We start from the raw sequence: 26,812 nt of genomic DNA on the forward strand, positions 1-26,812 counted from the left end.
CTATGAGCGAACAAATTCTTCTGTCCGTCAAGGGCGTGAACAAGCGCTTCGGCGGTCTGCAGGCCCTCACCGATGTGGGCCTGGAGATCAAGCCGGGGCAAATCTACGGGCTGATCGGCCCGAACGGTGCCGGCAAGACCACGTTCTTCAACGTGATCACCGGCCTCTATACGCCGGACTCCGGCGAATTCAGGCTCGATGGTTCGGCCTACAAGCCGACCGCCGTGCACGAAGTGGCGAAGGCGGGGATTGCCCGTACATTCCAGAACATCCGCCTGTTCGGCGGCATGACCGTGGTCGAGAACGTGATGGTCGGCCGCCACGTGCGAACGAAGATGGGCGTGATCGGCGCGATCGTCCGTTACCCGGGCGCGAAGGCCGAGGAGCGTGCCATTCGCGATCGCGCGATGGAGTTGCTCGAGTATGTGGGCGTGGCGAAGTATGCCAACTACACGGCGGCGAACCTCTCGTACGGCCACCAGCGCCGTCTGGAGATCGCGCGTGCGTTGGCGACCGACCCGAAGCTGCTCGCGCTCGACGAGCCGGCCGCAGGCATGAACGCGACCGAGAAAGTGGAGCTGCGCGGCTTGCTCGACAAGATCCGTAGCGACGGCAAGACGATTCTGCTCATCGAGCACGACGTGAAGCTGGTGATGGGCTTGTGCAACCGCATGACGGTGCTGGATTACGGCAAGGTGATTGCCGAGGGTTTGCCGCAGGATGTGCAGAAAAATCCGGCGGTGATTGAAGCGTATCTGGGTTCGGGAGGCCATTGATGAGCGCAATGTTGACGATCAAGGGCCTGAAAGTCGCTTACGGCGGGATCAAGGCGGTCAAGGGGATCGACCTGAGCATCCAGCCGGGCGAACTGGTCACGCTGATTGGCGCGAACGGCGCAGGCAAGACGACCACGATGAAGGCGATCACAGGTCTGCTGCCTTGGGCCGATGGCGACATCGAGTATCTGGGCAAGTCGATTCGCGGTGTGAAGGCGTTCGATCTGCTCAAGCGGGGGCTCGCGATGGTGCCGGAAGGGCGCGGCATCTTCACGCGCATGACCATTCTCGAGAACATGCAGATGGGCGCGTATCTGCGCAACGACACCGCGGGGATCAAGCAGGACGTCGACAAGATGTTCGGCATCTTCCCGCGCCTCAAGGAGCGTCGTGACCAGCTCGCCGGCACGTTGTCGGGCGGCGAGCAGCAGATGCTTGCCATGGCGCGCGCGCTCATGAGTCAGCCCAAGCTGTTGCTGCTCGACGAGCCGTCGATGGGACTCTCGCCGATCATGGTGGAGAAGATCTTCGAGGTGGTGCGTACGGTGTCGGGCGAAGGGGTGACGGTGCTGCTCGTGGAGCAGAACGCGCGCCTGGCGCTCCAGGCCGCGCACCGCGCCTATGTGATGGACAGCGGTCTGGTCACCATGACCGGTGATGCGAAAGACATGCTCGACGATCCGAAGGTGCGCGCCGCGTATCTGGGGGAATAAGCAAGCATGAGCGTCCGGCGTGAGCCGGACGACGATCGAAGGGCGCCGAAGGCAACTCCGGCGCCCTTTGTGTTTTTCGTCGAGCGCTATGCGCGCAACGCGGTCCCGTCGAACCGGACTACAGCGATGTCGACGGCGCCGCGCCCGGCGCGAGCGGCAAGCGTTTGCCGAGGCTCACGACATCGTCGGCCGCATAGCCGTGCGCGGTGTAGAACGCCAGCGCATCGCGCGATTGCGTGAGCACCTGCAAGTTGAGCTTGAGGCAGCCGCGCTCGGCCAGCGCGCATTCTGCGTGGCGAAGCAGGGCGCTGGCCACGCCGCGACGTCGCAGCGCACGCCCTACCGCCAGGGAGTAGACCCAGCCGCGGTGGCCGTCATACCCGGCCATGACGGTGCCCGCGATTGTCTGCTCGCGTACGGCGACGAAGAACAACCCGTCGCGCATGGCAACCTTGTTGGCGATCGAGCGGCGTGGCTCGCGGTGCGGCTTGTCGGCCGAGAGGTATTCGGGAAACGCGTCGCGCCAGAGAGCGAGCACGGCGTCGGTGTCGGCGTCGTCGAAGCCGCGGATATGAATGTCGGCGGGCGGGGCGATCATGGCGCGTCCTGTTGACTGGTGTAGATGTCGGGGCGATGGATCTGCATCATCTTGTTCACCGGGTCGAGCGGTTCGAATCCGTAGCGGGCATAAAGGCCCGCCGCGTCGGTGGTGGCGAGCAGAAAACGCCGCAACCCCTGCAAGGCGGGATGCGCCAGCACGTTCTCGCATAGGCGCTTGCCGATGCCGAGCCCGCGCATCGACGGATCAACGAACACGTCGGCCAGGTAGGCGAACGTTGCACGATCGGTGATCACGCGCGCGAAGCCCACCTGACGCGCCGCGCCGCCTTCAACCTGTGTGGCATAGGCGCCGAAGCACAGAGAGTGCGCGATGGCGCGCATGAGCGTCACGCGTGGGATGTCCTTCGCCCAATAGGTTTGCGTCGCGAGCGCGTGATGGATGAAGCCGATGTCGAGCCGTGCCGGATCGGAAGAAATGTCGACGATGGCGTCGGCGGGCGGTGTCGGGTGCGCGTGACTCAGATCGTTCATTGAGGGTGCCTCCTGTGCGATAGGGTGAGCACCGCGCCGCCCGGCAGTGCCGGGCATGTCGCGGCGCGCATCATGTCGATTCGTTAAGCGTGTTTGGCGAGCAGCGTGTCGAGCATCGAGAGCATCTGATCGATCTCGTCGCGGCTCACGTTGAGTGCGGGCATGAAGCGCAGCAGGTTCGGACGCGCTGCGTTGAGCAGCAGCCCGTCGGGGGTCATCTCACGTGCAGCTTCCACCAGTTGCGGGCCAATGTCGCGCCCGAGCAGCAATGCCCGCAGCAGGCCGGCACCGCGCTCGCCCTCGCCACCGTAACGCGACGACAGGTGCTGCAATCCGGCACTCAGGTAGTCGGCCTGGGCGCGGACGAATTCGAGGAAGCCCGGTGCGCTGACCGTGCGCATGACCGCGAGGCCAACGGCGCACATGAGCGGATTGCCGTTGTACGTGCCGCCCTGATCGCCCGGCTGGAAGACCGCGAATTCGTCGCCGCAGAGCATCGCCGCGAGCGGCACGCCGCCGCCAATGCCTTTGCCGAGCGTCATGATGTCGGGCACGATGCCCGCCTGCTGATGCGAGAAGAGGGTGCCGGTGCGCCCGCAGCCGGTTTGCACTTCATCCACGATCAGCAACAGCCCGCGCGACTTCGTGAGTGTGCGCAGTTCCTTCAGAAACACGTCGGTGGCCGGCACGACACCGGCTTCGCCCTGAATCGGTTCGAGCATCACCGCGACGGTGTCGGGGCCGATGAGGGCTTCGACGGAGGCGATATTGTTCAGTTCGGCCTTCGGGAAGCCCGGCACCTGCGGCGCGAAGATCGTGTCCCAGCCGGGCTTGCCGCTCGCCGACATGGTGGCGAGCGTGCGGCCGTGGAAGGCATCCTTGAACGTGATGATCTCGAAACGAGCACCGCCCGACGGGTTCGGATGTAATTGGCCCCACTTGCGCGCGAGCTTGATCGCACTCTCGTTCGCCTCGGCGCCGCTGTTCGCGAAGAAGACCTTGCCGAGTCCCGAGAGCGTGGCGAGCAGGCCGGCCAGCTCGATCATCGGCACGTTGTAGTACGCGGGACTGGGATTGAGCAGCAACGCGCTTTGTGTGGCGAGCGCATCGCGCATCACCGGATGACAATGGCCGAGGCTGTTGACCGCCCAGCCCTGAATGAAGTCGAGATAGCGCTTGCCCTCGTGGTCATACAGCCAGCCGCCCTTGCCGTGCGTGAACACGAGCTCGGGGCGCGACGTGATGGGCAGCAACGCCTGCGTGGGGAATTCAGCGAACCTGGCGTGGCGTGCCGCCTTGGGGGCGGCGGACGCCATGGGCGATGCAGCGGCGGACGGGTTGGCAAGCGACATGACGGTCTCCGAAGGACGAGGGTGAGCGAGACGGAACAATAAAAAAAGCCACGGGGGTTGCCCGTGGCTTCGCTGTGCTTGAGAACCTGCGAGTTATCGCAGTCGATAGCGTGCCGCGCGGCATCCCGGTTGGGGCAGCGTATGGCGACGTCGGATCGAGGCGATGGCAATCAGGTTCATGTCGGCAAGCATAAGTCGGTGACGCGGCGCTTGTCAAAGGGTTCGCGCGCACTGTGGCGTGCGCGCCGCGTGGCGCCCGGTCAGCATCGCTCGATTCGTGCGGCTCACAGACCGCCACCCGGGTTGTCGGCCTCGGTGGTGAACGCATCGGCGAAGAATGCCGCGTCGGGCAGGTGGTGATGCGCGATGAAGTCGCGGCGCGCCGATTCCACCATCACGGGGGCCCCGCAGGCGTAGACCTCGTAGTCCGAAAGATCCGGCAGGTCTTCCACCACGGCACGATGCACGAACCCTGTGCGGCCTTGCCACTGGTCTTCCGGTGCGGCGTCGGAGAGCACCGGCACGAACTTGAAGCCGGGGATCTCGCGCGCCCACTGTTCGGCCAGCTCGCGCAGGTAAATGTCCTTCAACTGTCGCGCGCCCCAGTACAGGGTCATGGGGCGCTTCAGTCCCTTGTGCACCGCATGTTCGACGATGGCCTTGATCGGCGCGAAACCGGTGCCCGACGCGAGCAGCACGATCGGCTTGTCGGTGTCTTCGCGCAGGAAGAACGTGCCGAGCGGGCCTTCGAAGCGCAGGATTTCGCGTTCCTTCATTTGAGTGAAGACGTGGTCGGTGAACACACCGCCGGGCATGTGACGCAGGTGAAGCTCAAGGAAACCTTCTTCGTGCGGCGCGGTGGCCATCGAGTAGCTGCGACGCTTGCCGTCTTTCAGAATGAACTCGATGTACTGCCCGGCGAGATATTGAAAGCGCTCGTTGGCAGGCAGTTGCAGGCGCATGACGATGACGTCGTCGGCACGGCGCTCCAGCGCGTTCACGCGGCAGGGCAGGCGCTTGACCGGGATGTCGCCGAAGCCTTTGACTTCGCGCGATTCGATGACGAGGTCGCCCTTGGCATGGGCGCAGCAAAGCAGCGCAAAACCGCGTGTTTCTTCGTCCTTCGAAAGGGCTGAGCTGGAATGCGCGCCGTGCTCGACGTTGCCCTCGACCAGCTTGGCCTTGCAGGACCCGCAACCGCCGTTTTTGCACCCGTAAGGCAGGCCGACGCCCTGACGCAGCGCAGCGCTGAGTACGGCCTCGCCGTCTTCGACCTGGAACTCGCGCCCGCTCGGCACGAGGGTAACGTTGTAAGCCATACTACAATCCGAAAAATGAATAAATCGTCAAAACCCTTCGGTCGCCCGCGCCTGCTGGTGGTGGGCTGCGGCGACGTCGGCATGCGCGCGCTGCCGGCCCTCGTCAAACGCTTTCGTGTCTTTGCGGTCACGTCGAGCGATGCTCGCCATGCGGCATTGCGCGCGGCGGGGGCCGTGCCCGTTGTCGCCAACCTGGACGACGCGGCAAGCCTGCATCGCATCGGTCGATTGGCGCCGCGAGTGTTGCATCTCGCCCCGCCTACCGGGGTTGCCGGCAGCGGCACCCTGGACCGGCGTACTCGCCGTTTGCGCGCAGCGCTCGCCCAGCCGCCCAAGCCCACAATTGTACCCGAGGGAGGGCGGCGCGCCTTGTCGCGCCTGCCTCGAGCGCCGCGTCGCATTCTCGTCTACGCGAGCACCAGCGGCGTATACGGCGACTGCGGCGGCGCCCATGTGGATGAAACGCGCACACCGCGGCCGCGATCGCCGCGTGGCCAGCGTCGTGTGGACGCGGAGCGCACGGTGCGCACGCTCGGCCGACCGTCGCGGCACGGGCATGACGTGCATCGTGTGCTGGCGGCTGGGCCGGCACGCGCCCGTGCGACATCGGTGAGCGCCACGCCAGCCGTCTGGCGTTTCACCGAGCGTGCGCGCGTGCCGTGGCGAACGACGCTCGTGCGCATTCCGGGGATTTACGCGGCGGATCGTCTTCCGGTCACGCGTTTGCAAAAGGGCACCCCGGCACTACAGGCGTCCGACGACGTTTTCACCAACCATATTCATGCCGACGATCTCGCCGCGATCCTGGTGCGCGCGATGTGGCGCGGCAAGTCGCAGCGGATCGTGCATGCCAGCGACGACACCGAATGGCGCATGGGCGAGTATTTCGACCATGTGGCCGATGCGCTGGGGCTGCCCCGGCCGCCGCGGATTTCGCGAGACGAGGCGCAGCGCGTGCTGGAGCCGACGCTGCTGTCGTTCATGTCGGAGTCGCGACGGCTCGCCAACACGCGGCTCAAGCGCGAACTGGGCTACCGGTTGAAGTATCCCGATGTGGCGGCGCTGCTCGTCACGCTCTCCCGCCGATCGATTCGCGATCCTGATTGAACGAGGTGTCGCCCACGGTTTGACGTTGTTGAGACTACGGCGCCAGTTCGATTCGTGCATGGCAGCGCCGAGCGGGAAGATCGGCAACGGCAGGAGAAATGTGGAGATGCGGATCGGGGTCAACGTTGCGCGTTGCCATCGGCACAATCGCCCGCGAGCAGGGGGGCGGCGGTTGCGATAGCCCCGCCGGGCAGGGGGCAGGGGGCTGGGGGCGTTGGTGAGCAGGGCGGGACACACAGCGGAGCGCGTCGCCACGCGGCTACACAATGTGAAGATCGCACGCGCTGCGCGACCTCCGATGTCAATCGCGGCCTCGGCGGCCTCGGCGTGCCCTCACTGAATTCGCTATAATTTACTTCTATGTCGGCTAACCTCGGTGAATTGTCGATATTTGTGCACGCCAATCAAGGGCGACGCCGATGATGGACATCGACGCACCTTTCCAATCCTTTCTGAAATAAGGATTGAGCTGCATTTTGTAAGATGCTTCGGCCAATGCCGGTCTGGATGAACGCACACACTTCGGTGCATCTCGACACCAAGGGAGCACACGACATGACCACAGGCATAGGCGCGCCGGGTTCGGCGCTACATCGCGCCTGGCGTTTGCCGGGGCAGGGACCTGCCGCGACGCTCGGCACACGTCGCGCGTCGCCGGCGCCGGATCGATTTACGAATGCGCTGCGGGCGCTGTCCACGACCTCGGCGCCGTCTGCGGTGACGCAAGACAGTGCCGTGACACTGTCGCACGCCGCGAGCGCCCGGCGTCAAACTTAAACCACCGAGAGAATTTCATGAGTCTGCATGTTCTGCTGGTCGACGACGATCCTGTCGTTCGCGACCTCTTGCGCGAATTGCTGCATGCCAACGGCATGCAGGTCTCAGTGCTGCACAACGGGGCCTCGCTGCTGCGCCGGCTCGAACTCGAGCGGCCGTCGGTGATTCTGCTCGACATCATGATGCCGGAGCGCGACGGCTTGCGGGCGTTGCAGGATTTGCGCGCGGCCGGCGAAGACATCCCGGTGATCATGCTCTCGGCGCGCGGTGGGCCGCTCGACCGGGCGCTCGGGCTGGAACTGGGCGCCGACGACTATCTGGCCAAGCCGTTCGATCCGCGTGAGTTGCTCGCGCGGATTCACGCTGTGCTGCGCCGCCGCGGGCCGGTGGCCGCCAGCGCCCCCGACGCGCGCGCCCCGTACCGCTTCGGTCCGTTTGAACTCGATTACTCGCTGCGCACGTTGCAGCGCGAAGGCGAGCGTTTGCCGCTGCGCGATACCGAGTTCGCCATGCTCAAGGCGTTCACGCAGCACCCCATGCAGGTGCTCCCGCGGGTCAAGCTGCACGCCATGCTCTATGGCGACGGCATCACGTTTCGCGATCGCAGCCTGGACGTGCCGGTGTGGCGTCTGCGACGGCTCGTCGAGGCCGATCCGTCCGAGCCTCGCTATATCCAGACGATTCGCAGCAAGGGTTACGTCTTCGTGCCGGGCGGCGAATTGTCAGATGGCGCGACGCCGGACTCGCGTGAGCGATCCAGGGCTGGCGGCGTAGGCAGTCAAGACGACGGGCGGGCGCTCGCTTCGCCCGCGCCGGTGGTCAAGCGTACGGTGCGCGGCTGGCGGGAGTCGGCGGCGTGACAATGCGTTGGCGGCTGCGCGACTCGCTCTTCGCGCGCATGGCAGGGCTGGGCATTGCCGTCCTGCTGGTGATGCATCTCGTGTGGAGTGCGTTGGTTTTCTATCAGCGTCCGCGTCAGCAGGTGGACGGATTTGCGCGCGGCCTGCTCATTGCCATCCAGAGCGTGGATCAACGCGCAGTGGACCCCGGCAGCCTCGCGCCGCCGCATGGCCTGCGTCGCGTGCCGCTGACGCAGGCGCCGGCGTTCGCCGATCGCGCAGACGACACACGCACCGCGCGCCTGCGCAGCGAATTGCTCGCGCGCTTGCCGGCCGGCACGCAACTGCATCTGGTCGACGAGCGCAAGCAGGGTAGTTTGTGGGTCTTGCTGCCCCAACGCAGCGAGTGGATCGTCATCGGATTAGATTTGCCGCCGATGCCACCCTTCGTGCGCGAGACGGTCGGTATTCTGATCGGCGCGGTATTGCTGGCGTTGCTGGTGGCCTGGCAGATGCAGCGCCCGATTGCGCGCGTCGCGCACGCCGCGCGCGTGATCGCGCGTGGACGTCGTCCCGCCTTGTTGCCCGAGCAAGGGCCGCATGAGTTGCGCGACCTCACGCACGCCTTCAACGACATGGCCAAGCGCCTGGCCGAAGCGGAGGACAATCAGGCGATCATGCTGGCGGGCATTGCCCATGACCTGAAATCGCCGCTCACGCGTTTGCGTCTTCGCGCCGACTTGATCGACAGCGACAGCTCGCGCGACGGGTTTGTGCGCGACATCGCGTCCATTGACCACATCGTCCAGCAGTTCCTCGCCTACGCTCGCGACGAACCCGATACGAGTCCGCTTGTGGGCGTCGATGCGTTCTTGCGCGAACAGTTTCCGGCGCAGGGGGGCGACGAAGCCACGGCGACCGAGTTGGCCGAGAGCGCGCCGCTGTTCGCCAGCCATTTGCGCGCGGGCCCGGCGTTCCAGTTGCCGCGCACGTTGCTCGACCGGGTCATGATGAATCTCGTCGACAACGCCCTCGAGCACGGCGCGCCGCCCGTGCGTCTGGCGACGTGGTGCGAGGGCGCGGTGGGCTGTATCGAGGTGAGCGACTGCGGGGAGGGGATTCCGGACGATCAGGTGGCGCTGGCGATGCGTCCGTTCGTGCGGCTCGACGCCTCGCGCGGTGGCGAGGGTCATTGCGGACTCGGTCTGTCGCTGGTGGCACGGTTGGTCGAGGGGTTGGGCGGCGCTGTGCGTCTGGAGAGGTCGCCGGACGGCGGCCTTCGTGTCACGCTGCGCTTGCCCGTGACGCCCGCACCCGGGCTTACCGGCGGCTGAGATGATGCCTCGGGCGGCGCGGGCGGCGTGCCGCCGCGCTGAGCCGCCATCTCGCCAGGCGCGTCAGTAGACCTCCGGCACGATCATTTCATCCGGCACCGGGTGACGCATATAGTCTTCGCTGCGGGCGCGTTCGGGCAATATCACCGACGAGCGCTCCACGTCGTGATACGGCACTTGCGCAAGCAAGTGATGCATGCAATTCAGGCGCGCGCGCTTCTTGTCGTCGGCCTGCACGACCCACCAGGGGGCTTCCGGAATGTGCGTGCGCTCGAGCATCACTTCCTTGGCGCGCGTGTAACTTTCCCAGCGACGGCGGCTTTCCAAGTCCATCGGACTGAGCTTCCATTGCTTGAGCGGGTCCTGAATCCGTGCGAGGAAGCGTGCCTCCTGTTCATCGTCCGAGATCGAGAACCAGTACTTCACGATCTGGATACCGCTGCGAACGAGCATCTTCTCGAACTCGGGCACCGAGCGGAAGAATTCTTCGTATTCGCTCTCGGTGCAGAACCCCATCACGTGCTCCACGCCGGCGCGGTTATACCAGCTGCGGTCGAACAGCACGATTTCGCCGGCGGCGGGCAGATGCTGAACGTAGCGCTGGAAATACCACTGCGTGCGTTCGCGGTCGTTCGGGGCGGGCAGGGCGGCCACGCGGCACACGCGAGGGTTCAGCCGTTGGGTGATGCGCTTGATCGCGCCGCCCTTGCCGGCCGCATCGCGGCCTTCGAAGATCACCACGAGCCGGTGGCGGCTGCGGATCACCCAATCCTGCAATTTGACGAGTTCGCCCTGCAGACGAAACAGTTCGCTGAAATAGTGCAGGCGGTCGCTGCGGGCCTCGGCGCTCAGGTCATTCAGCCCGGGCAGACGAAGATCGTCGATCTCCATCTCGATCTCTTCATCGTAGCTGTCGATCAGGTCATCCTGGAGGCGGCGCGCAAGCGAGGCGTCGCGGTCGGCATCGGAATCGAATTGGGTCATGGCGACGATCTCTTACGGACCAAAAAAATACGGAAGGCACCCGTCCAGCGTGGGTGAAGACAGGCCGGCACACGGCGTAGTCCCGCGTGCAGGGCGCACCCGAGAGTGAGCCAAAGTCTGCGACGATTTTATGACATTAGCATGGCGTGGACGAACGCCGCGCCGAGGCGTTTGCGTTCCGCCTCGCCCAGCGGGCGAAAGCGGCGTTGACAGGTGGTGTGCGAGGTGTGTGCGTTGTCACAAAAAAGCCATGTGACGGGGCCATGATGTCAGGTCGGCCCGCGCTGAGGCACGGGTCACGTCGCCCCCACTTTCGCCTACACACCGCGCGCATGTTCGCCGACTTGGTTCACAACGCTTATGGCTGCGATCAGGCGGGTCTGATCTATGGCTATCGATTCACCGACGGCACCTCGCCTGAGCCCATCGATTCGGGCGAGGCCCTCGCGTGGCTGGCGCAGGGCGAGCGTGCGCCCGGCTTCCTGTGGCTGCATTTCAACTTCGCGCATGCCGCGTGCGAGCGGTGGCTGCAGCAGCATCTGCGCTTGCCGGACGAATTCTACGAGCATCTGAGCGAAGGTTCGCGCTCCACGCGCATCGAGCATTCCGACGACTGGCTGCTGGCCGTCATCAACGATGTGATTTTCGCGTTCGACATCGCGCAGTCGGAGATTTCAACGCTGCGTGTCGCGGCCAATGCCCGGCTGCTGGTCACGGGCCGGGTGAAGCCGCTGCGATCCATCGATAAGTTGCGCGCATCGGTCAAACGTGGCGAAGCCTTCCGTTCGCCGCTGGCGTTGCTGGTGCATCTGCTGCGCGATCAGGCGGATGTGCTCGAACGCATCGTGCGCGAGACGAGCGGGCGCGTGGATACGGTCGAAGACCGGCTATTGCAGCAGCGTATCGAGAGCAATCGCGCCGATCTGGGGTCGTTGCGCCGGGTGCTCGTGCGCTTGCAGCGATTGCTGGCACCGGAGCCGGCGGCGCTTTTTCGTCTGCTGAGCCGTCCTCCGCCCTGGGGGCATGTCGAGGACGTGCAGGAGTTTCGTCAGGCAACCGAAGAATTTGCCGTCGTGCTCAATGACTTGTCGGCCTTGCTGGAGCGAATCAAGCTGCTGCAGGAAGAGATTGCGGCAATGGTCAGCGAGCGCACCGAGCGCACGATCTACACGCTCACCGTCGTGACCGTGCTCGCCTTGCCCATCAACATCGTGGCGGGCTTCTTCGGCATGAACGTGGGCGGTATACCGCTGGCGGATCACCCTCACGGCTTCTGGGTTCTGGTCGCGATTGTCGCCACGGGGACCGCCGCCGCCGGCGGATGGGCGTTTCGGCGGCGGCCGGATTGATGGTGTCACGTCGAACCGCGACGCCAACACGGGCGGCTCATTGACCGTCCGGCGCGGCTTGAATCATCTTCCATCCGTTGCCGGCCGGGTCGCGAAAGCCCGCGTCGACACTGCCGTAGCGCTCGACCGGCGCCTGCGTGAACTCGACGCCGCCGGCTTTCAGTCTGGCGTAGCTTTCCTGGCAGTCCGATACGTGAAGTACCAGTGGCGGCATGGCGCCCTTGGCGACCATCGCCCGCAACGTTTGCGCGGTCGCGTCGTCGTGGATGGGCGGGCCAGGGGTGAACAGGCCGAGCTGGAACGAGGGCTGGTCCGGATGCTGGACTGTCAGCCAACGGTACGGCCCGTTGCGCACGTCTGTGTGAACACGGAATCCGAGCTTCTCGACGTAAAACGCGAGGGCTTCATCCTGATCGTCGACGTACACACCGACCACTTGAATGCCTGGCTTCATAAGACCTCCTTGGTTGATGGAGGGACTGTACCTTGGCTTGCGCGGCGGCGCTTCTCCAAAACTGCGATCTTGAGATCGGGCCGCTGCGCCGCTTTCAGGACGCATGCGGGAACACGATCCAGGCAGTTGGGCGCGGTGGTCCGCGCCGACTGTCGGACAGCGCTCGGGCTTTGTCCATTGATGTCGCGAAAGATGCGGCCGAACGTGCCTACGCTCTCCCAGCCGGTGGCGAAGGCAATGTCGGTGATGCTCAGATCGGTGTCGCGCAACAGCGTGTTGGCCTGCTCGATGCGCCGTGTCAGCAGGTAGCGATGCGGAGGAATACCGAAGGCTCGCTTGAACGAGCGCGCGAAGTGCGCTTCGGAAGTGCCGCTGACCGCGGCCAGACGTTTGACGGGCCAGGCCTCGTGCGAGGCCGAGTCCATGCGGTCTTTGGCGCGCAGCAAACGCCGCAGCAAGGCCGGGTCTTCCAACGGCGCGGTGTCGGCCGATTCGGCGCACGGGGCCGAAGACGGAGCTGGCATCGAGTCACGACGGCATTCGCGAGGGGCCATGAGTTCCAACGGCACAGACGAGATCCGCCTAGTTTAGGCGAAACACGGGGCGTCGTAGCGACGGACTCGACGATCGACGTGCGGCCCACGACGGCCAGTCAGCGCGACAGGCGCATGCCTTTGACGCCAGGCACGCGATCCAGCGCGGCCAACACATCTTCCGGGCGAATCTCCCGCGTGCACTCGAACGCGCGCGGCGTGTCGCGATGCCGTGGGCACCAGTGAAAGTCGTCGTGGTTGAAGCGCAGCGCCGGGTCGTGCCAGCAGCCGGTGCAGACGTCGCGCGCACTCACCCGGTAGGGCGTGGCGAACTCGTTGTGCGGCAGGGTGAAACCCGAGATCAGCACCGTGGGCGTGCCCATCGTCCAAGCGAGCCACGACAGTCCGCTCGACAAGCCGATAAAGGCACTCGCGTGCATCAGCCAGCGCGCGCGTTCGGTCAACGGCAGGTCGCCCGTGGCATCGATCGCGCCCGCCGGGATCGACTGCCAGAAATCCCCCTTGCCGTGCCGCGCCTTTTGATCGATGCACACGACCTGCATACCGCGTTCTCGCAGTCCGGCCACCACCGCATCCCATCCCCCCGGCCGATTCCAGTATTTGCATTGCGCGGTGCTTTGCACGGCGATGCAGACGTAAGGTGCCGCCATCGGCCGCGACGCGTCCGGCAGCACCGTCTTCGCGCGCGCCTCGGCATCGTCTACGCCAAGAATGTGCGCCGCGGTGCGATGTAGCCCTGTCGCGCGGAAGTCGCGCGGTTGTTTCACGCGTGCCACGTCGTCGAAAAACAGGCCGATGTTGTACGTCGCGTAATACTTGCGTCGCTCCACCTTGTCCTGCGCGACGAAATCGACGTCCGGATACGCGTCGCGGAACAGCGACGCCACGGCCGAGGTGACGACACAGGCCAGACGGCACCCGTGCACTTGTGCAAAACGCAGCGCATAAGGCAGCCAGCCGAGCACATCGCCCAGGGCGGCCAATGGAAACTGGACCAGTACCGCCTGCTCGCGCGCATCGTAACGATGCGCAAAGACCTCCACGTCGTTCAGCCAGATCGTGATGCCATAGCGCACAAAATACTTGGCCGGGCTGCGCACGACCCCCGAGGAGAGGGAGACATCGGCCAGCGTGCTGTCGTCTCGCAGGTCGCTGATCCGCACGCGCCACGGCAGCGGCTGACCGAAATCGGGAATGACCACGCGTGCGCCGTCATTGAAGTCGAAGCGCAGGCCGGCCGGGCCGACTTGCGTGGGCAGCAGGGCCGGCGACAGGAAAATCTGGTGCGGTGAGGGCGCAAACGGCGTGACTGCCGGCGAAGGGTCGGCGGGTGCAGTATCGGAGTGAGGCGGGGCGGGCATGGCATGGGTCATGCCCGACACCATACGCCGGACATAGCGCGAGCGATTGCGCGGCGAACGAGCGGAAAAGGGTCTATTTCTGGAAATTGGCTGGTTTTGGCGTCCAAAGGCCTTTCAGACCCTTTCGGTAATCCGTCCGGCAACGGGCCCGCAGACCCATTCGACGACGCCAAGCCCGGTCCATGGCGCCACTCGAACGCAACCGTAACCGGGGCCGCAGCGGCAAACGCTCATGCGGCGCCAGCCACCACCTGGTACTGCGCGCGCAGCGCCTGCGTGAACAGACGATGCGTCTCGCGCGGATTTTCCCGGCGCGTGAACATCGCCACCGGCGGCAGCGTCCATGTGAGCGACCAGGGCACGATCGCCACGCCGGCGATACGCACCAGCTCCTCGGCAATGTCTGCCGGCAACAGCGACACCGCGCGCTCGCTGCTGGCGAGCAACTCCCCCGTCAGGCGCGACGAAAAGCTCTCGACCACCGGCACCGGCGGTACCACGCCCGCGTGCAGGAACAGATCGGATAACTGGTCGCGCATTGGTGTGTGGGGCGCGCCCATCACCCAGTCGAGTTCGGCGAGCTGCGCCCACACCGGGGCGCTTCGTCCGAGCCGGGCGGCCAGACGGCGGTTGGCGACAACGCGCGGCATCTGGTGATGCAGCACTTCGAATTGCACCTGTGTCAGGTCGAGGCCGGCGCCCGCGCGTCCGATCACCACGTCGAGCGAGTGGTCGCGCAGTTGCGCCATCAGCGATTCGCTGGTGCCTTCATGGAGGGTGACGGTCAGTCGCTGGGGGATCTCGGCGAGCGTTTGCTGAATCGCGGCCGCCAGCGTCTTGCCGGAGATGTAGGGAATCACGCCCACCTGCAGTCGCGCCGCGTGTCCGGCCATCACGGCCTCGATGTCGCGGGTCAGGTGATCCAGGTCGTGCACCATCGCCTGCGCACGGGCGAGAACGACGTCGCCGAGCGGCGTGGGCGTCATGCCGCGCGGCGTGCGGTCGAACAGCGGGCCACCGAGCATGCTTTCCAGCTCCGCGAGGGCACTGGTGACCGCCGGCTGACTCGTCGCCATATGTTCGGCCACTCGCGTGAGCGAGCCGTGCTGCTGAATTTGCAGCAGCAGCACGAGATGACGCATCTTGAGCCGAGTGGTCAACCGCCGGACCACTTCCCCCGTGTCGAAAGGCACCGCCCCCATCTGTCCCCAATCCCCTGAAACCCCCGATGCTCCGGGCTTATAACGAAAACATGATGCCCCCATAGTAATTCAGAATCGTCCCCCGCTGGCGGCTGCCTAGAATGGCCTCACCTCTGATGCGCCAGGTCGGTAACCGTCTCCAGAATGGTCCGCGGCGCAAGGCAGAGCCGAGACATCGACCGAGGACGACACCCCCATGAGCCAAAGTAACGATCACCAGGCCGCCCTGGAATATCACCAGTTCCCGACCCCGGGCAAGATTTCCGTGACGGCCAGCAAGCCGCTCGTCACGCAGCGCGATCTGGCGCTCGCCTACACCCCGGGCGTCGCCATCCCGTGCCAGGAAATTGCCGCCGATCCCGCGCAGTCGTTCAAATACACCGGTCGCGGCAATCTGGTCGGCGTGATCACGAACGGCACAGCCGTGCTGGGTCTTGGCAACATCGGCGCGCTCGCCTCCAAGCCGGTGATGGAAGGCAAGGCCGTCCTCTTCAAGAAATTCGCCGGCATCGATGTGTTCGACATCGAAATCACCGAGAGCGACCCGGACAAGCTGGTCGAGATCATCGCGAGTCTCGAAGCCACTTTCGGCGGTATCAACCTCGAAGACATCAAGGCCCCGGAGTGCTTCACCGTTGAGCGCAAGCTGCGTGAACGGATGAAGATCCCCGTCTTCCACGACGATCAGCACGGCACCGCCATCACCGTTTGCGCCGCGTTCATCAACGGCTTGAAGGTCGTAGGCAAGGACATCCGCGAAGTCAAGGTCGTGACCTCGGGCGCCGGCGCCGCCGCGCTTGCCTGCCTGGACCTGATGGTCGATCTGGGCCTGCCCGTCGAGAATGTCTGGGCAACCGACATCGACGGCGTGGTCTACGAAGGCCGCACGGTGGGCATGGACCCGGACAAAGCGCGCTTCGCGCAGCCGACCGACAAGCGCACGCTCGCGGAAGTGATCGAGGGCGCCGACGTGTTCATCGGACTGTCCGCTGGCGGCGTGCTCAAGCCGGCAATGCTCGGGACGATGGCGGCGCGTCCGCTGATTCTGGCGCTCGCCAACCCGACGCCGGAAATCTTCCCGGAAGAAGCGCGCGCCGCGCGCGACGACGTGGTGCTCGCCACCGGCCGTTCGGACTTCCCGAACCAGGTCAACAACGTGCTGTGCTTCCCGTATATCTTCCGCGGCGCGCTCGACGTGGGGGCGACCACGATTACGCGCAACATGGAAATCGCCGCCGTGCACGCGATTGCCGCGCTGGCCCAGGAAGAGCCGAACGACTCCGTGGCAACCGCCTACGGCGCGTATGACCTGTCGTTCGGGCCGGAGTACCTGATTCCGAAGCCGTTCGATTCGCGTCTGATCGTGCGCATTGCGCCGGCCGTGGCGCGCGCCGCCATGGAAGATGGCGTGGCCACGCGCCCGATCGCCGACTTCGACGCATATGCCGACCAGTTGCAACAGTTCGTGTATCACTCGGGCGCGTTCATGAAGCCGATCTTCTCGGCGGCCAAGCAACTCGTGCGCGACGGCGGCAAGTCGCGCATCGTGTTCGCGGAAGGCGAGGAAGAGCGCGTGCTGCGTGCCGTGCAGGTGATCGTCGACGAAAAGCTGGCGCGTCCGATCCTGGTGGGCCGCCCGGAAGTGCTGCTCGCGCGCATCGAGAAGTTCGGCCTGCGCCTGCGTCTGGGCGAGGATGTCGAGGTGACCAATCCGTACTACGACGAGCGTTTCCACCAGTACTGGACCAACTACTGGGAGCTGCGTTGCCGTGACGGCATCACGAAGGAAATGGCGCGTGTCGAGATGCGCCGCCGTCTCACGCTGATCGGCGCGATGATGGTGCGCCTGGGCGATGCCGACGGTATGATCTGCGGCACCGTGGGCGCGTATCACGACCACCTGCGCTTCGTCGACGAAGTCATCGGCAAGCAGCCGGGCGCGAATACTTACGCGGCGATGAACATCCTGCTGCTCGACAAGCGCACCGTGGCGCTCGTGGACACGCACGTCAACGATGACCCGACGGCCGAGCAGATCGCCGAGTTCACGATGGCCGCCGCCAAGCAGATGTCATGGTTGAACCTGAACCCGAAGGTCGCGCTGCTCTCGCGTTCGAATTTCGGCTCGGGCAGCGCCGCGTCGGGAACGAAGATGCGTCGAGTACTGGAGATGGTCAAGGCGCAGGCGCCGGAGTTGGAGATCGACGGCGAAATGCACGGCGACTGCGCGCTCGATGAAGGTCTGCGCAGCCGCATTCTGCCGCAGTCGCGGTTGAAGGGCGCGGCGAACCTGCTGGTGTGCCCGAACGTCGATTCGGGCAACATTGCCTACAACCTGCTCAAGACGGGCGCGGGCAGCAACGTGGCGGTAGGACCGTTCCTGTTGGGTGTCGGAGCACCGGTCAACGTGCTGACGTCGAGCTCCACCGTGCGACGCATCATCAACATGACGGCGCTGACCGTTATTCAAGCCAATCGCGACTGATGACTACACGGGGGGCACGCTTGGGGAGAATTTCCTGGGTGTGACACCCGTCACGGCCCCGGCCGGTCCGGCAGACGTATCGATCCGATGCGCTGCCGGCCACGCCGGGGCTTTTTTCGTTTTCAAGCCTCGCGGCCCGAATCAGTTGCGGTGGTCGCGGCCGTGATCTCGGCCGTCGTGGCCATGGCCGCGGCCATGATCGTGGTCGTCACGACGATCCGGTCCCCGGCCGCGATCACCGCGATCCCAGCCGCCGCGACTCAGTGCCCAGCCGTTCGGGCCTTGATGCCAGGCCGGCGCGCGATACGCGTAGCCCGGACGGTCACGTTCCCAGTGACCGCCGCGCCACTCATGGCGATGGCCGTCCCAGTCCCAGAAACCCGGCGCCCAAACATATCCGACGCGCGGCGGCGGAATCGGCTCATAGCGCGGCGCCGGCGGCGCGCCGATGTTGATGGACACGCCCACCTGTGCATGGGCCGGGGCGGTGGCAATGCCCCCGAGCGCGGCGGCAACAAGGGCAACGGTCAGCGTCAGTTTTTTCATGATGGCTCCCTTTGAGTTCGATTTTTGGGTACGTCTTCATCGTACGAGGAGCCGCGTCTACCGCGAAGCGAATAGTCGTAAAAAAGTGTTGGAATTGTTTCGTTTTGTTTGTCGAAACGCGGCCTGACATGACGTAGCGCAAGCCGGAGCTTTGCATTGCCTCGCAGACGCTCGGGAGCGCCCCGCCAGTCAATGTGAGCGCCGAGGCGTCACGACTTCGACGCGTGCTGATGACGATATTCCTGCGTGCGTCCGCCGTAACCATAGGCCGCGCCGCGCGCATCGATCACGTGGATGTACGAGCACTCGTGCACGTTGCCGAGCAGGCCCGACAACGTTTCGAACACCTGAGCAATGAATTGCGCCTTCTCCGCTTTCGTGTTCGTCTCGTCGGTCACGCTGATGTCCAGATGGAAGGCGTTTTTTCCTTGCTCCGAGAGCGGCGCGCCGCCGATGAACCAGCGCGTGTGCGGAATATAGTCGACGGTCACGGCGATGACCTCCGGCGCCTTGTGCAGCGTGTCGACGGTCAGTTGCGAGACCGCGCGAACGGCGTTGCGGGTGAGGGCGTCGTCGGGCGTGCCCGAGAGTTGCAGAACGATGTGCGGCATGGTGCGGCTCCCAAAGATTAAGCGGTGCTGAGTGATGTGAAGACAACGCCCTCAGTCTAGGGAGAGGATTGACATCGGAAAAGCGGGAATTTACGATTTGATCCATCGTTTTTGTCAATGGATGAATGCATGACGCCCGGTTTCGATTTCGATCAGTTGCGCACCTTCGTGGCGGTGGCCGAGGCGGGCAGTCTGTCGGCCGCCGCGCCGCGCGTGTTCCTGTCGCAGTCGTCAGTGAGCGAGCAGATTCGCAAGCTCGAAGTGCGCATCGGCGTGACGTTGTTCACGCGCGGCAAATTTGGCGTAAGCGCGACGCCGGCGGGCGAGCGGCTGCTCGGACACGCGCGGCAGTTGCTCGCGCAGTCCGAACGGGCGTGGCATGACGTGCGCGGATTTTCCCTCGCCGGCGAATTGCGGCTGGCGATCACAGACTACTTCCGTCCGGCCGAAGTCGCGCGCATGCTGCGGCATCTCGGCATGGCGTATCCGTCGCTGCGCATTCACGTCACGATTCTGAAAAGCGGGGAGATCGAGGCGGGCTATGACACGGGCGACTTCGACATCGGTCTGTCGATGCGCGTGCTCGGCAAGGCGCTCGCTCGCGAGGCGGTGGCCGGCACGCGCACGCTGGGGCGCGAGTCGCTCGAGTGGGTGGCATCGCCGGACCTCGTTCTGGCGGCCGGCGCGCCGCTACCGCTGCTGGTGCTGCCCGATAGCTGTGCGCTGCATCGCTTCACCACGCAATGGCTTGACGACCACCGTGTGCCCTACACGATTGCGCACGTGGCCTCGGGCGTGGCGGGGCTGCAATTAGCGTTGAGCGCGGGGCTCGGGGTGGCGTGCCTGAATGCGTCGGCGTCGGGGCCGTCGCTTGCGCGTATCGAAACGTTGATGCCCGGGCGGCGCCTGCCCGCGCTACCGGACGCCGAATTTCATTTGCTTCCCGCGCGCCGCGGCGAGCCTGAGTGGGTCACGCACGCGCGCGATGCGTTGGCCGAGCAGCTCACAGCGCGTTGAGGGGAATCTTCAGATAGCGCGTGCCGTTGGCTTCCGGCGCTGGCATGTCGCCTGCACGGATGTTGACCTGTACGGCGGGTAGAATCAGCGTCGGCATCTCGAGCGTCTTGTCGCGGGCCTCACGCATGGCGACGAAGGTGTGCTCTTCGATGCCGTCGTGCACGTGGATGTTGGCGCGCCGTTGCTCGTCCACGGTCGTTTGCCAGTTCGCCGCGCGTCCGGCGGGCGGGTAGTCGTGGCACATGAACAGACGCGTCGACGCCGGCAGCGCCAGCAGGCGGCGGATCGAGCGGAAGAGCGTGTGGGCATTGCCGCCGGGGAAGTCGCAGCGTGCCGTGCCGACATCGGGCATGAAGAGGGTGTCGCCGACAAATACGGCGTCGCCCACGCGATAGGCCATGTCCGCCGGCGTATGGCCGGGGACGAACATCGCTTCGGCCTGCAGCGCGCCAATGGCGAACGTCTCGCCGTCTTCGAACAAATGGTCGAATTGCGAGCCGTCTGGCGGCACGTCGGCGCCCAGATGGAACAGCGTCTTGAAGACGTGCTGCACCTCCCGGATGTGCGCGCCGATGGCAATGCGTCCGCCGACGCGTTCCTTGAGCCAGTGCGCTGCGGACAGGTGATCGGCGTGCGCATGCGTCTCAAGAATCCAGTCGACCGTGAGCTTGTGTGCGGCCACGAAGTCGAGCACGCGCTCAGCCGATTCCGTATGCGTTCGGCCGGCCTTGGGGTCGTAGTCGAGCACCGGATCGATGATGGCCGCGCGTGAGCCCGGCGCATCGAACACCACATAGGTCACCGTGGAGGTGGTGGTGTCGAAGAAGGCTTCGATGTTGGCGGGCGTGGCTGGCATGATCGGCTCCTGCATTAATTTATTAATTGATATATTATAGTCTAGTATAATGTTTATGGCGACGTGACCTCTCACCGCGCCGCAATGCTCTGAATGGTTCGATCCTGCCATGCCAAATGTGACTGCGCTATCCCCTGTCGACCGGGCCACGGCCTCCGCGGACACCGCGCCGCTGGATGTCGCACGGTTGCGCGCCGCCGCGTGCGATGCCACCGCGCTGCTGCGTGCGCTGGCCAACGAAGACCGTCTGCTGATCCTGTGCCAGCTCACACAGGGCGAACTGTCTGTGGGGGAACTGGAGGCGCAGCTCGACATTCGGCAACCGACACTCTCCCAGCAGCTCGCCGTGCTGCGTACCGAGTCGCTGGTGACGACCCGGCGTGACGGCAAACGTATCTACTATTCGGTCGCCGATGGCGCAGTGCTTGCCTTACTGGCATGCCTCTACGACCAGTTTTGTCCGAAATTCTGATTAATTGACGGGACGCTCCGCACATGACCCTCGATACCCTTCACTTCACCCCATGGACCGCGTTGGCCGGCGGTTTGCTCATTGGCCTTGCCGCCGTCTGGCTGATGCTGGCGACCGGGCGCATTGCAGGCATCTCCGGCATTGCCGGAGGCCTGTTGCGTCCTCGCGCCGGCGATGTGGGCTGGCGCATCGCCTTCGTCGTCGGGTTGATGGCGGCCCCTTGGGCGTACCGCGCCGTGGCCGTCGTGCCCGCGGCGCAGATCGACGCCAGTGCCGCGATGCTCGTGGCGGCGGGTGTGCTGGTCGGCTTCGGCACGCGACTCGGGTCGGGCTGTACGAGCGGCCACGGCGTGTGCGGCTTGTCGCGGCTGTCGTGGCGCTCGCTCGTCGCCACGCTGTGTTTCATGGCGATGGGTTTCCTGACCGTGTTCGTCGTGCGCCACGTACTCAATCTGGGAGGTGCGGCATGAAGAAGCTGCTTTTTGCGTTCATTGGCGGGCTCGTCTTCGGGCTGGGGCTGATACTTGCCGGGATGGCGAATCCGGCGAAAGTGCTGGGCTTTCTCGATTTGGCCGGCCGGTGGGATCCGTCGCTGGCGTTCGTGATGGGCGGGGCCATCGCGGTGGGGCTGGTCGGGTTCCGGCTGGCACGCTCGCAGGCACTGGCCTGGACGGGCGAGCCGCGTGCCTGGCCGGGGGCGAAAGGTTTGGACAAACGGTTGGTGCTCGGGGCGCTGACGTTCGGTGTCGGCTGGGGAATCGCGGGGATTTGCCCGGGACCTGCGCTGGTGCTGCTTGGCGCGGGTTCGGGCAAGGGACTGCTGTTCGTCGTCGCCATGATCGCCGGCATGGCGCTGCACGCGGTCATGACACGGGCCGACGCGAAGTAACGCGCGCGGCTCAGTGTTTTCTCGCCAACTCCGTGCCCGCGTCGGCAGCCAGTTGGCGGGTGACCGGAATCGATAGCCAGGAGAACAGGCCGATCACGAGGAACGCCGGCAGGAAATCGCGGGTGGTCAGGTGTTCGTGGCCGGCCAGCCGGCTGCTCGCCTGCAGCACCATTCCCGAAATCGTCACGCCCAGCCCCAGCGACAACTGCTGAACCACGCTCGCAAGACTCGTGGCTCGGCTGGCGTCGGCGCTGGCAATGTCGGCGTACACGATCGAATTGAGGCAAGTGAACTGCAGCGATGGGAAGAAGCCGCCGAACGCCACGACGGCAAGCATCACGATCACCGGCGTGTCATGCGAGAAGAATCCGTAAGACGACAGCGCCAGACCGGCCAACGCCGCATTGACGATCAGCACGCGGCGAAAACCGAATCGCGCGAGCACGCGCTGTGCAATCGCCTTCATGAAAATCGCCCCGAACGCCGACGCGCAGGTAATCATGCCGGATTCGAACGGATCCATATGCAGCCCCTCCTGCAGCGCCAACGGCAGCAGAAACGGCACGGCCCCCAACCCGATGCGAAAGAGCGATCCGCCGACGACACTGGCGTGGAACGTCGGGATGCGCAGCAACCTGAGGTCGAGCAGAGGCGCTTGCACACGATTGGCATGGCGCCAGTAGGCATAGACAAAGAGGGCCCCCACGGCGCACAGGGTGACGACGACGCTGCCGTCGATGTGGGGCTCACCGATCATGGCCAGCCCGAGCATGAGCAGGCCGCTGCCGAGTGCGGAGAGGACGAAGCCTAGCGTGTCGAGGCGTCCGGCGTCGCCGCCGCGCTCGTTGTCGATGTATTTGCCCGCGAGGTAGATGCCGAGCAGGCTCACCGGAATGTTGACGAAGAAGATCCAGCGCCAGTGCAGATAGGCCGTGATCGCGCCGCCCAATGGCGGGCCGATGACCGGTCCGAGCAGCGCTGGCATCGTCAGGTAACCGATGGCCTTGACCAGATCGTGCTTGGGCACCGCGCGAAAGATGACCAGACGGCCGACCGGCACCATCATCGCGCCGCCCACGCCCTGCAGAAAGCGGGCGAACACGAACGTCGGCAGCGAAAACGACAGCGCGCAGAGCATCGAGCCGGCCATGAAGATGCCGATCGCGGTGCGGAAGACGTTGCGCGCGCCAAAGCGATCGGAGACCCAGCCGCAGATCGGAATGAAGATGCCGAGCCCGACCACGTAGGCGGTGAGCGCCATCTTCAGTGAAATCGGGTCTTGATGAAGATCTCGCGCCATGGCGGGCAGCGAGGTGGTGATCACCGTGGCGTCGATGTTCTCCATGAACAGGGCGCAAGCGATGATGAGCGGAATGATGACGGCGCGCGACACAATGGGGGGAATGGCTGGCGCAAAGACTCGGATTGTCCCACGATTTAAGCGACTGCTTCAATCGCCGAGGCGACGCCTAGCGCTGGTTGGCCGCCAATTCGTCGGCGTTGAGCCGGTACAGCACGTGACGGCGCATCCGGTGGCCGGCCGGAATCAGCGGATGCAGAAAGTCTTCATCGGGGCAATGGCGCATGCCGATGCGCTCCATGACCGCGCGTGAGCGAACGTTCGCGGGAACGGTGAACGACACCAGCGCGTCGAGGCCGAGCGTTTCGAACGCGAAATATGCGGCGGCGAGGGCCGCCTCGGTCGCGTACCCTTTCGACCACCAGGCACGCGCCAGCCGCCAGCCGATCTCCACGGCCGGCGCGAAAGGGGCGTCGAAACCCACGCGCATCAGGCCGACGAACCCCGCGAACGGCGTCACGCCTGGGATTTCCAGCACCCAGGGACCATAGCCATGCGTCTCGATATGTTGGGCCAGCCGGTGCGCGACGGCGTCGCTCTGGGTCCGGTCGAGTGTCGTCGGAAAGTGGCGCATGACATCTCGATCGGCATTGAGCGCGGCGAAAAGTGGCAAATCCTCCGGTCGCCACTGACGCAAGACCGTGCGCTCGGTAGTGAGCGCGCGCGCGGGGGTACCGAACGGCGAATGCGAATCCTCAGCCAGCGTCGACGTGCTCATGCGCTCAAAATTCCGTTGAATTCGCCCGAATCCGAATGGCAAATCGCCGATTGTGACAATTCTGGATTGACTTAATTCGATCTGCGCGAACATTGTGTTCGTGCCCGTCAATATTGCCATACGAACCGTGACGCGCAGTAGCGTCAGGCCCGACGGTTCTATTGTACGAAAATGCGATCGACTCGGGAGATGGCATCGACGCACGCGTTTGATGGCTACGATTCGACAATCGAGAGTGACACCAATGGCACGCCCGAGACGACGTCCGGCGAATCGCATGGATCCGGGCGCCAGTCGGGTTATCCGTGAATTACGGCGCTGGGATGCGAATAATCCGAATGAGTGAAGTCTTTCGGATCACGGAACGATCGGATAGCGATTGAATGTTTGGGGAGCACCTATTGCTCGAGGCATCGCGCAATGATGCCATCTGCGTCGTCGGCGCCAAACATGGCCCGGCAAAAAAGCCTTACGAAAACTTGCAGGGGAAAGTGTGAACTTATCATGCCGCCTCGCGTCCACATCGCACGATGGCGGGAATGCTTTTGCGATTACCGGCAATGGGGCACGCTAATGCCTCGATATCGACGAGGCCGATTTGATGATATTCCGGGAATCGCGCCCCGATTCTGTGCATTGTTGGAAGCATCGATCGGACGATTCAATGCGATTTTGGCGTTTCCAGACTCATTCTCTGGAAATGCGGTTTTCAAATTATTAAAACTCGTGCTATTTTAAGTGGCGATCCATTTTAACAACCCAAGGACAGGCCAGATGGCAAGCTATAAAGAACTCGTCGCGCAGCGCGAAAAGATTGAAAAGCAAATCGAAGAGGCTCGGGCCCGTGAAGTCGCTCAGGTCATCGCTGAAGTCAAACAGAAGATTCAGGAATATGAACTGTCCGCCAAGGATCTGGGGCTTGTCGCAACCGATGGCCGTCGCCGTGCCGCGCGCGCCCAGATTGCGCCGAAGTATATGAATCCGGCCACGGGTGAAACGTGGTCAGGCCGTGGCCGCGCCCCGAAGTGGGTCGGCAAGAACAAAGAGAAATTCCTGATCAAGTAATTCGCTGACCCAATCCGAACCGGTACTGCCGGTCACATGTCAGGGGGGGCGGGGAGCCACCATCGCTGCGCCGCGGTCACGTCCGCGGCGGCGAGCGTTGGCCGCCGTGTCCCTGTGCGCACTAGCGCAGCCATCCAGTCGTCGCATTGCCCCCAACCCGGATCGTCTGGCTGTGGCTTGATGTGATGCCGTGCCGTAAAGGACAAAACCCGCCGTTCGTACACCGACGGCGGGTTTTTTATGGTGTGTGCCGTGTATCCGGCACGCGTCGTACGCAGAGTTCGCTTATTCCGAGCCCGGATTCTCCCGCGGAAACATCAGCGTGACCTGCAAGCCGCCGGTGGGCCGATTGCTGAACGACACGCGTCCGCCCAGTTGCTGGGTGAGCTTATCGACAATGGCGAGGCCGAGCCCGCAATGCGCATTGCCGCCGCGAGCCGGATCAAGCCGGACGAACGGCCGCACGATGCGATTGATGTCTTCATTGGCAATGCCCGGACCGCTGTCTTCGATCACGAGACGCCATCCGCTCGCGTCGTGTGACGTGCGAATCGCGAGCGGCGCCTGTCCGTACGTCACCGCGTTATCGAGCAGGTTGTTCACGATGCGCTCGAGATAGGTCTGTCTGAGCTTGAAGCCCGGACCGGCCTGAAGATCCAGTTCGATGGCATAACCTTGATCGAGGAACGGGGCGACCAGTGCGGGAATGCGGGCTTCGACCGGCGACGTCGCACTTTCCATTTCGATGCCCCGGGCAAACAGCAGGAACTGATCGACGATGCGGGTCATCGATTCGGCGTCGCGTGTAATGCCCTCGCTCATCTGGGCGTCGTCGAGCATTTCGGCACGCAGACGCAACCGTGCAAGCGGCGTTTTCAGATCGTGGGCAATGCCGGCAAGCATGGTGTTGCGCTCCCGGTCGGTTTGCACGATGTCGTGGCTCATGCGATTGAAGCGCTCGGTCAGTTGACGCAACTCCAACGGGCCGCGCTCCTTGACCTGGGTGCGAATGCGATGGGTGGCGAGTTGCTCGGCGGCGGCGGCCATGTCCCGCACCGGCCGCTGCAATTGCCACGCCGCGAACAACGCAAAGATGACGGTAATGCCGAGGACTGCGGCCAGACCCGGCAAAATCATGGCCGTGCCCGGCGGGTTACGCACGGACAGCACCGGCGTGGCGATCCAGTAATCGCGGCCCGGCAGGCGGGCCCAGATGCGAGGCGGTGGCGTGCGCTCCACGCGCAACTGCGTGCCCGCGGGCAGGCGCCGGGCGAGTTCGGTCGTCAGGCGGGCGGTCTTGCTGGCGGCCTCGAAGACGTCGCCATGCGCGAACGAGACCGGCACGACCTGCACGAGATCCGGCAATGTGAGCGTCGAGCTGCCGTCGTGCACTTCGGCCGCCGCCTTGATGATGAAGGCCATTTGCTCAGCGGCATTTTGCACGCGCGTCTCATCGTGATCGCTGCGCAGGATCGTGAGATACGAGAAATGGCTGATGACCAGCGCTGCGATGATGAGTAGCGCGAGCCGGCCAAATAAAGTGTCGAAACGGCCTTTCATGCAGGGCTCTGCCTGTGGGC

The 26,812-nt window shown here is 64.6% G+C and carries 28 protein-coding genes; 13 read left to right on the plus strand and 15 right to left on the minus strand.

The window, feature by feature from the left end; all coding sequences use genetic code 11:
* Positions 1 to 2 precede the first annotated feature (2 nt).
* Together PCE31106_RS05545 and PCE31106_RS05550 are read left to right on the plus strand one after the other, a co-directional pair.
* Positions 3 to 776 carry an ABC transporter ATP-binding protein gene (locus PCE31106_RS05545; RefSeq protein ID WP_017232793.1) on the plus strand — a complete coding sequence of 258 codons (774 nt, stop codon included), beginning with the start codon at positions 3 to 5 and terminating at the stop codon, positions 774 to 776.
* Positions 776 to 1,489: an ABC transporter ATP-binding protein gene (locus PCE31106_RS05550; RefSeq protein ID WP_017232794.1), complete on the plus strand. Its 714-nt coding sequence runs from the start codon at positions 776 to 778 to the stop codon at positions 1,487 to 1,489. The genes PCE31106_RS05545 and PCE31106_RS05550 overlap by 1 nt, the downstream gene beginning before the upstream one ends.
* Before the next feature lie 118 nt (positions 1,490 to 1,607).
* Here PCE31106_RS05550 and PCE31106_RS05555 read toward each other — a convergent pair whose 3' ends face one another.
* From PCE31106_RS05555 to PCE31106_RS05570, 4 genes are all read right to left on the minus strand, one after another.
* A complete protein-coding gene (locus tag PCE31106_RS05555; protein WP_150562642.1) occupies positions 1,608 to 2,087 on the minus strand; it encodes a GNAT family acetyltransferase in 480 nt (159 codons plus the stop codon).
* The gene (locus PCE31106_RS05560; RefSeq protein WP_150562643.1) at positions 2,084 to 2,581 is read right to left on the minus strand and encodes a GNAT family N-acetyltransferase; all 498 of its coding nucleotides are present in this window, start codon (positions 2,579 to 2,581) and stop codon (positions 2,084 to 2,086) included. The genes PCE31106_RS05555 and PCE31106_RS05560 overlap by 4 nt, the downstream gene beginning before the upstream one ends.
* A gap of 83 nt (positions 2,582 to 2,664) precedes the next feature.
* Positions 2,665 to 3,897, minus strand: a complete 1,233-nt coding sequence (locus PCE31106_RS05565; protein ID WP_051060096.1) for an acetylornithine transaminase — start codon at positions 3,895 to 3,897, stop codon at positions 2,665 to 2,667.
* 320 nt (positions 3,898 to 4,217) lie between these two features.
* Entirely contained in the window at positions 4,218 to 5,252 is a 1,035-nt protein-coding gene (locus tag PCE31106_RS05570) for a CDP-6-deoxy-delta-3,4-glucoseen reductase (RefSeq protein ID WP_150562644.1), read from the minus strand.
* A 15-nt stretch (positions 5,253 to 5,267) separates the two neighbouring features.
* On the opposite strand from PCE31106_RS05570, the gene PCE31106_RS05575 reads away from it, so the two are divergent.
* From PCE31106_RS05575 to PCE31106_RS05585, 4 genes are all read left to right on the plus strand, one after another.
* Positions 5,268 to 6,359: a Rossmann-fold NAD(P)-binding domain-containing protein gene (locus PCE31106_RS05575; RefSeq protein ID WP_174974970.1), complete on the plus strand. Its 1,092-nt coding sequence runs from the start codon at positions 5,268 to 5,270 to the stop codon at positions 6,357 to 6,359.
* 555 nt (positions 6,360 to 6,914) lie between these two features.
* Positions 6,915 to 7,136, plus strand: a complete 222-nt coding sequence (locus tag PCE31106_RS23945) for a hypothetical protein (protein ID WP_174974972.1) — start codon at positions 6,915 to 6,917, stop codon at positions 7,134 to 7,136.
* A gap of 17 nt (positions 7,137 to 7,153) precedes the next feature.
* Entirely contained in the window at positions 7,154 to 7,996 is an 843-nt protein-coding gene (locus PCE31106_RS05580; RefSeq protein ID WP_150562645.1) for a response regulator, read from the plus strand.
* A gap of 2 nt (positions 7,997 to 7,998) precedes the next feature.
* The gene (locus PCE31106_RS05585; protein ID WP_150562740.1) at positions 7,999 to 9,309 is read left to right on the plus strand and encodes an ATP-binding protein; all 1,311 of its coding nucleotides are present in this window, start codon (positions 7,999 to 8,001) and stop codon (positions 9,307 to 9,309) included.
* Between the two features lie 63 nt (positions 9,310 to 9,372).
* Here the strand turns inward: PCE31106_RS05585 and ppk2 are convergent, their stop codons facing one another.
* Positions 9,373 to 10,293 (minus strand): polyphosphate kinase 2, encoded by a 921-nt coding sequence (gene ppk2, locus PCE31106_RS05590; protein ID WP_017232804.1) that lies wholly within the window; start codon positions 10,291 to 10,293, stop codon positions 9,373 to 9,375.
* Positions 10,294 to 10,625: 332 nt separating this feature from the next.
* On the opposite strand from ppk2, the gene PCE31106_RS05595 reads away from it, so the two are divergent.
* Positions 10,626 to 11,642, plus strand: coding sequence for a transporter (locus PCE31106_RS05595; protein ID WP_150562646.1), 1,017 nt, complete (start codon positions 10,626 to 10,628; stop codon positions 11,640 to 11,642).
* A 37-nt stretch (positions 11,643 to 11,679) separates the two neighbouring features.
* Here PCE31106_RS05595 and PCE31106_RS05600 read toward each other — a convergent pair whose 3' ends face one another.
* From PCE31106_RS05600 to PCE31106_RS05615, 4 genes are all read right to left on the minus strand, one after another.
* Positions 11,680 to 12,096 carry a VOC family protein gene (locus PCE31106_RS05600; protein ID WP_017232806.1) on the minus strand — a complete coding sequence of 139 codons (417 nt, stop codon included), beginning with the start codon at positions 12,094 to 12,096 and terminating at the stop codon, positions 11,680 to 11,682.
* Positions 12,093 to 12,620 (minus strand): helix-turn-helix domain-containing protein, encoded by a 528-nt coding sequence (locus PCE31106_RS05605; protein WP_150562647.1) that lies wholly within the window; start codon positions 12,618 to 12,620, stop codon positions 12,093 to 12,095. Before PCE31106_RS05605 ends, PCE31106_RS05600 begins: the two co-directional genes overlap by 4 nt.
* A 128-nt stretch (positions 12,621 to 12,748) precedes the next feature.
* A complete protein-coding gene (locus PCE31106_RS05610; protein WP_254440923.1) occupies positions 12,749 to 14,023 on the minus strand; it encodes an autotransporter strand-loop-strand O-heptosyltransferase in 1,275 nt (424 codons plus the stop codon).
* A gap of 218 nt (positions 14,024 to 14,241) precedes the next feature.
* Positions 14,242 to 15,204, minus strand: coding sequence for a LysR family transcriptional regulator (locus PCE31106_RS05615; protein WP_026131747.1), 963 nt, complete (start codon positions 15,202 to 15,204; stop codon positions 14,242 to 14,244).
* A 205-nt stretch (positions 15,205 to 15,409) separates the two neighbouring features.
* Between PCE31106_RS05615 and PCE31106_RS05620 the strand changes: the two genes are divergently transcribed.
* Positions 15,410 to 17,698, plus strand: coding sequence for an NADP-dependent malic enzyme (locus PCE31106_RS05620; RefSeq protein WP_017232812.1), 2,289 nt, complete (start codon positions 15,410 to 15,412; stop codon positions 17,696 to 17,698).
* Between the two features lie 141 nt (positions 17,699 to 17,839).
* Here PCE31106_RS05620 and PCE31106_RS05625 read toward each other — a convergent pair whose 3' ends face one another.
* Positions 17,840 to 18,244 carry a YXWGXW repeat-containing protein gene (locus PCE31106_RS05625; RefSeq protein ID WP_150562649.1) on the minus strand — a complete coding sequence of 135 codons (405 nt, stop codon included), beginning with the start codon at positions 18,242 to 18,244 and terminating at the stop codon, positions 17,840 to 17,842.
* A 209-nt stretch (positions 18,245 to 18,453) separates the two neighbouring features.
* On the minus strand, positions 18,454 to 18,855 hold the full coding sequence (locus tag PCE31106_RS05630) for a tautomerase family protein (RefSeq protein ID WP_017232814.1): 402 nt from the start codon (positions 18,853 to 18,855) through the stop codon (positions 18,454 to 18,456).
* A gap of 129 nt (positions 18,856 to 18,984) precedes the next feature.
* On the opposite strand from PCE31106_RS05630, the gene PCE31106_RS05635 reads away from it, so the two are divergent.
* Positions 18,985 to 19,872 carry a LysR family transcriptional regulator gene (locus PCE31106_RS05635; protein WP_254440924.1) on the plus strand — a complete coding sequence of 296 codons (888 nt, stop codon included), beginning with the start codon at positions 18,985 to 18,987 and terminating at the stop codon, positions 19,870 to 19,872.
* Here the strand turns inward: PCE31106_RS05635 and PCE31106_RS05640 are convergent.
* Complete coding sequence (locus tag PCE31106_RS05640; RefSeq protein WP_150562651.1) at positions 19,859 to 20,728, minus strand: MBL fold metallo-hydrolase; 870 nt, start codon at positions 20,726 to 20,728, stop codon at positions 19,859 to 19,861. The two genes, PCE31106_RS05635 and PCE31106_RS05640, sit on opposite strands and share 14 nt — an antisense overlap.
* Positions 20,729 to 20,837: 109 nt before the next feature.
* Here PCE31106_RS05640 and PCE31106_RS05645 point away from each other — a divergent pair, with 109 nt between their 5' ends.
* From PCE31106_RS05645 to PCE31106_RS05655, 3 genes are read left to right on the plus strand one after another with little or no spacing between them, the layout of a single operon-like run.
* A complete protein-coding gene (locus PCE31106_RS05645; RefSeq protein WP_150562652.1) occupies positions 20,838 to 21,200 on the plus strand; it encodes an ArsR/SmtB family transcription factor in 363 nt (120 codons plus the stop codon).
* Positions 21,201 to 21,223: 23 nt separating this feature from the next.
* On the plus strand, positions 21,224 to 21,670 hold the full coding sequence (locus PCE31106_RS05650; RefSeq protein WP_150562653.1) for a YeeE/YedE family protein: 447 nt from the start codon (positions 21,224 to 21,226) through the stop codon (positions 21,668 to 21,670).
* On the plus strand, positions 21,667 to 22,089 hold the full coding sequence (locus PCE31106_RS05655; RefSeq protein ID WP_017232819.1) for a DUF6691 family protein: 423 nt from the start codon (positions 21,667 to 21,669) through the stop codon (positions 22,087 to 22,089). The genes PCE31106_RS05650 and PCE31106_RS05655 overlap by 4 nt, the downstream gene beginning before the upstream one ends.
* A gap of 10 nt (positions 22,090 to 22,099) precedes the next feature.
* On the opposite strand, the gene PCE31106_RS05660 is transcribed toward PCE31106_RS05655, so the two are convergent.
* Both PCE31106_RS05660 and PCE31106_RS05665 read right to left on the minus strand, forming a co-directional pair.
* Positions 22,100 to 23,434, minus strand: coding sequence for an MFS transporter (locus PCE31106_RS05660; RefSeq protein ID WP_254440932.1), 1,335 nt, complete (start codon positions 23,432 to 23,434; stop codon positions 22,100 to 22,102).
* 124 nt (positions 23,435 to 23,558) lie between these two features.
* The gene (locus PCE31106_RS05665) at positions 23,559 to 24,167 is read right to left on the minus strand and encodes a GNAT family N-acetyltransferase (RefSeq protein ID WP_174974974.1); all 609 of its coding nucleotides are present in this window, start codon (positions 24,165 to 24,167) and stop codon (positions 23,559 to 23,561) included.
* A 774-nt stretch (positions 24,168 to 24,941) separates the two neighbouring features.
* On the opposite strand from PCE31106_RS05665, the gene PCE31106_RS05670 reads away from it, so the two are divergent.
* On the plus strand, positions 24,942 to 25,232 hold the full coding sequence (locus PCE31106_RS05670) for an H-NS histone family protein (RefSeq protein WP_017232823.1): 291 nt from the start codon (positions 24,942 to 24,944) through the stop codon (positions 25,230 to 25,232).
* Positions 25,233 to 25,517: 285 nt separating this feature from the next.
* On the opposite strand, the gene PCE31106_RS05675 is transcribed toward PCE31106_RS05670, so the two are convergent.
* Entirely contained in the window at positions 25,518 to 26,792 is a 1,275-nt protein-coding gene (locus tag PCE31106_RS05675; RefSeq protein ID WP_150562655.1) for an ATP-binding protein, read from the minus strand.
* Positions 26,793 to 26,812 lie beyond the last annotated feature (20 nt).

The organism is Pandoraea cepalis (genome assembly GCF_902459665.1).
Lineage (GTDB): Bacteria > Pseudomonadota > Gammaproteobacteria > Burkholderiales > Burkholderiaceae > Pandoraea > Pandoraea cepalis.

Bases quoted from the DNA above. Each gene is read 5' to 3' on its own strand.
- PCE31106_RS05545 (WP_017232793.1), top strand. From the start codon at position 3: ATGAGCGAACAAATTCTTCTGTCCGTCAAGGGCGTGAACAAGCGCTTC.
- PCE31106_RS05550 (WP_017232794.1), top strand. From the start codon at position 776: ATGAGCGCAATGTTGACGATCAAGGGCCTGAAAGTCGCTTACGGCGGG.
- PCE31106_RS05555 (WP_150562642.1), bottom strand. From the start codon at position 2,087: ATGATCGCCCCGCCCGCCGACATTCATATCCGCGGCTTCGACGACGCC.
- PCE31106_RS05560 (WP_150562643.1), bottom strand. From the start codon at position 2,581: ATGAACGATCTGAGTCACGCGCACCCGACACCGCCCGCCGACGCCATC.
- PCE31106_RS05565 (WP_051060096.1), bottom strand. From the start codon at position 3,897: ATGGCGTCCGCCGCCCCCAAGGCGGCACGCCACGCCAGGTTCGCTGAA.
- PCE31106_RS05570 (WP_150562644.1), bottom strand. From the start codon at position 5,252: ATGGCTTACAACGTTACCCTCGTGCCGAGCGGGCGCGAGTTCCAGGTC.
- PCE31106_RS05575 (WP_174974970.1), top strand. From the start codon at position 5,268: ATGAATAAATCGTCAAAACCCTTCGGTCGCCCGCGCCTGCTGGTGGTG.
- PCE31106_RS23945 (WP_174974972.1), top strand. From the start codon at position 6,915: ATGACCACAGGCATAGGCGCGCCGGGTTCGGCGCTACATCGCGCCTGG.
- PCE31106_RS05580 (WP_150562645.1), top strand. From the start codon at position 7,154: ATGAGTCTGCATGTTCTGCTGGTCGACGACGATCCTGTCGTTCGCGAC.
- PCE31106_RS05585 (WP_150562740.1), top strand. From the start codon at position 7,999: ATGCGTTGGCGGCTGCGCGACTCGCTCTTCGCGCGCATGGCAGGGCTG.
- ppk2 (WP_017232804.1), bottom strand. From the start codon at position 10,293: ATGACCCAATTCGATTCCGATGCCGACCGCGACGCCTCGCTTGCGCGC.
- PCE31106_RS05595 (WP_150562646.1), top strand. From the start codon at position 10,626: ATGTTCGCCGACTTGGTTCACAACGCTTATGGCTGCGATCAGGCGGGT.
- PCE31106_RS05600 (WP_017232806.1), bottom strand. From the start codon at position 12,096: ATGAAGCCAGGCATTCAAGTGGTCGGTGTGTACGTCGACGATCAGGAT.
- PCE31106_RS05605 (WP_150562647.1), bottom strand. From the start codon at position 12,620: ATGCCAGCTCCGTCTTCGGCCCCGTGCGCCGAATCGGCCGACACCGCG.
- PCE31106_RS05610 (WP_254440923.1), bottom strand. From the start codon at position 14,023: ATGACCCATGCCATGCCCGCCCCGCCTCACTCCGATACTGCACCCGCC.
- PCE31106_RS05620 (WP_017232812.1), top strand. From the start codon at position 15,410: ATGAGCCAAAGTAACGATCACCAGGCCGCCCTGGAATATCACCAGTTC.
- PCE31106_RS05625 (WP_150562649.1), bottom strand. From the start codon at position 18,244: ATGAAAAAACTGACGCTGACCGTTGCCCTTGTTGCCGCCGCGCTCGGG.
- PCE31106_RS05630 (WP_017232814.1), bottom strand. From the start codon at position 18,855: ATGCCGCACATCGTTCTGCAACTCTCGGGCACGCCCGACGACGCCCTC.
- PCE31106_RS05635 (WP_254440924.1), top strand. From the start codon at position 18,985: ATGACGCCCGGTTTCGATTTCGATCAGTTGCGCACCTTCGTGGCGGTG.
- PCE31106_RS05640 (WP_150562651.1), bottom strand. From the start codon at position 20,728: ATGCCAGCCACGCCCGCCAACATCGAAGCCTTCTTCGACACCACCACC.
- PCE31106_RS05645 (WP_150562652.1), top strand. From the start codon at position 20,838: ATGCCAAATGTGACTGCGCTATCCCCTGTCGACCGGGCCACGGCCTCC.
- PCE31106_RS05650 (WP_150562653.1), top strand. From the start codon at position 21,224: ATGACCCTCGATACCCTTCACTTCACCCCATGGACCGCGTTGGCCGGC.
- PCE31106_RS05655 (WP_017232819.1), top strand. From the start codon at position 21,667: ATGAAGAAGCTGCTTTTTGCGTTCATTGGCGGGCTCGTCTTCGGGCTG.
- PCE31106_RS05660 (WP_254440932.1), bottom strand. From the start codon at position 23,434: ATGGAGAACATCGACGCCACGGTGATCACCACCTCGCTGCCCGCCATG.
- PCE31106_RS05665 (WP_174974974.1), bottom strand. From the start codon at position 24,167: ATGAGCACGTCGACGCTGGCTGAGGATTCGCATTCGCCGTTCGGTACC.
- PCE31106_RS05670 (WP_017232823.1), top strand. From the start codon at position 24,942: ATGGCAAGCTATAAAGAACTCGTCGCGCAGCGCGAAAAGATTGAAAAG.
- PCE31106_RS05675 (WP_150562655.1), bottom strand. From the start codon at position 26,792: ATGAAAGGCCGTTTCGACACTTTATTTGGCCGGCTCGCGCTACTCATC.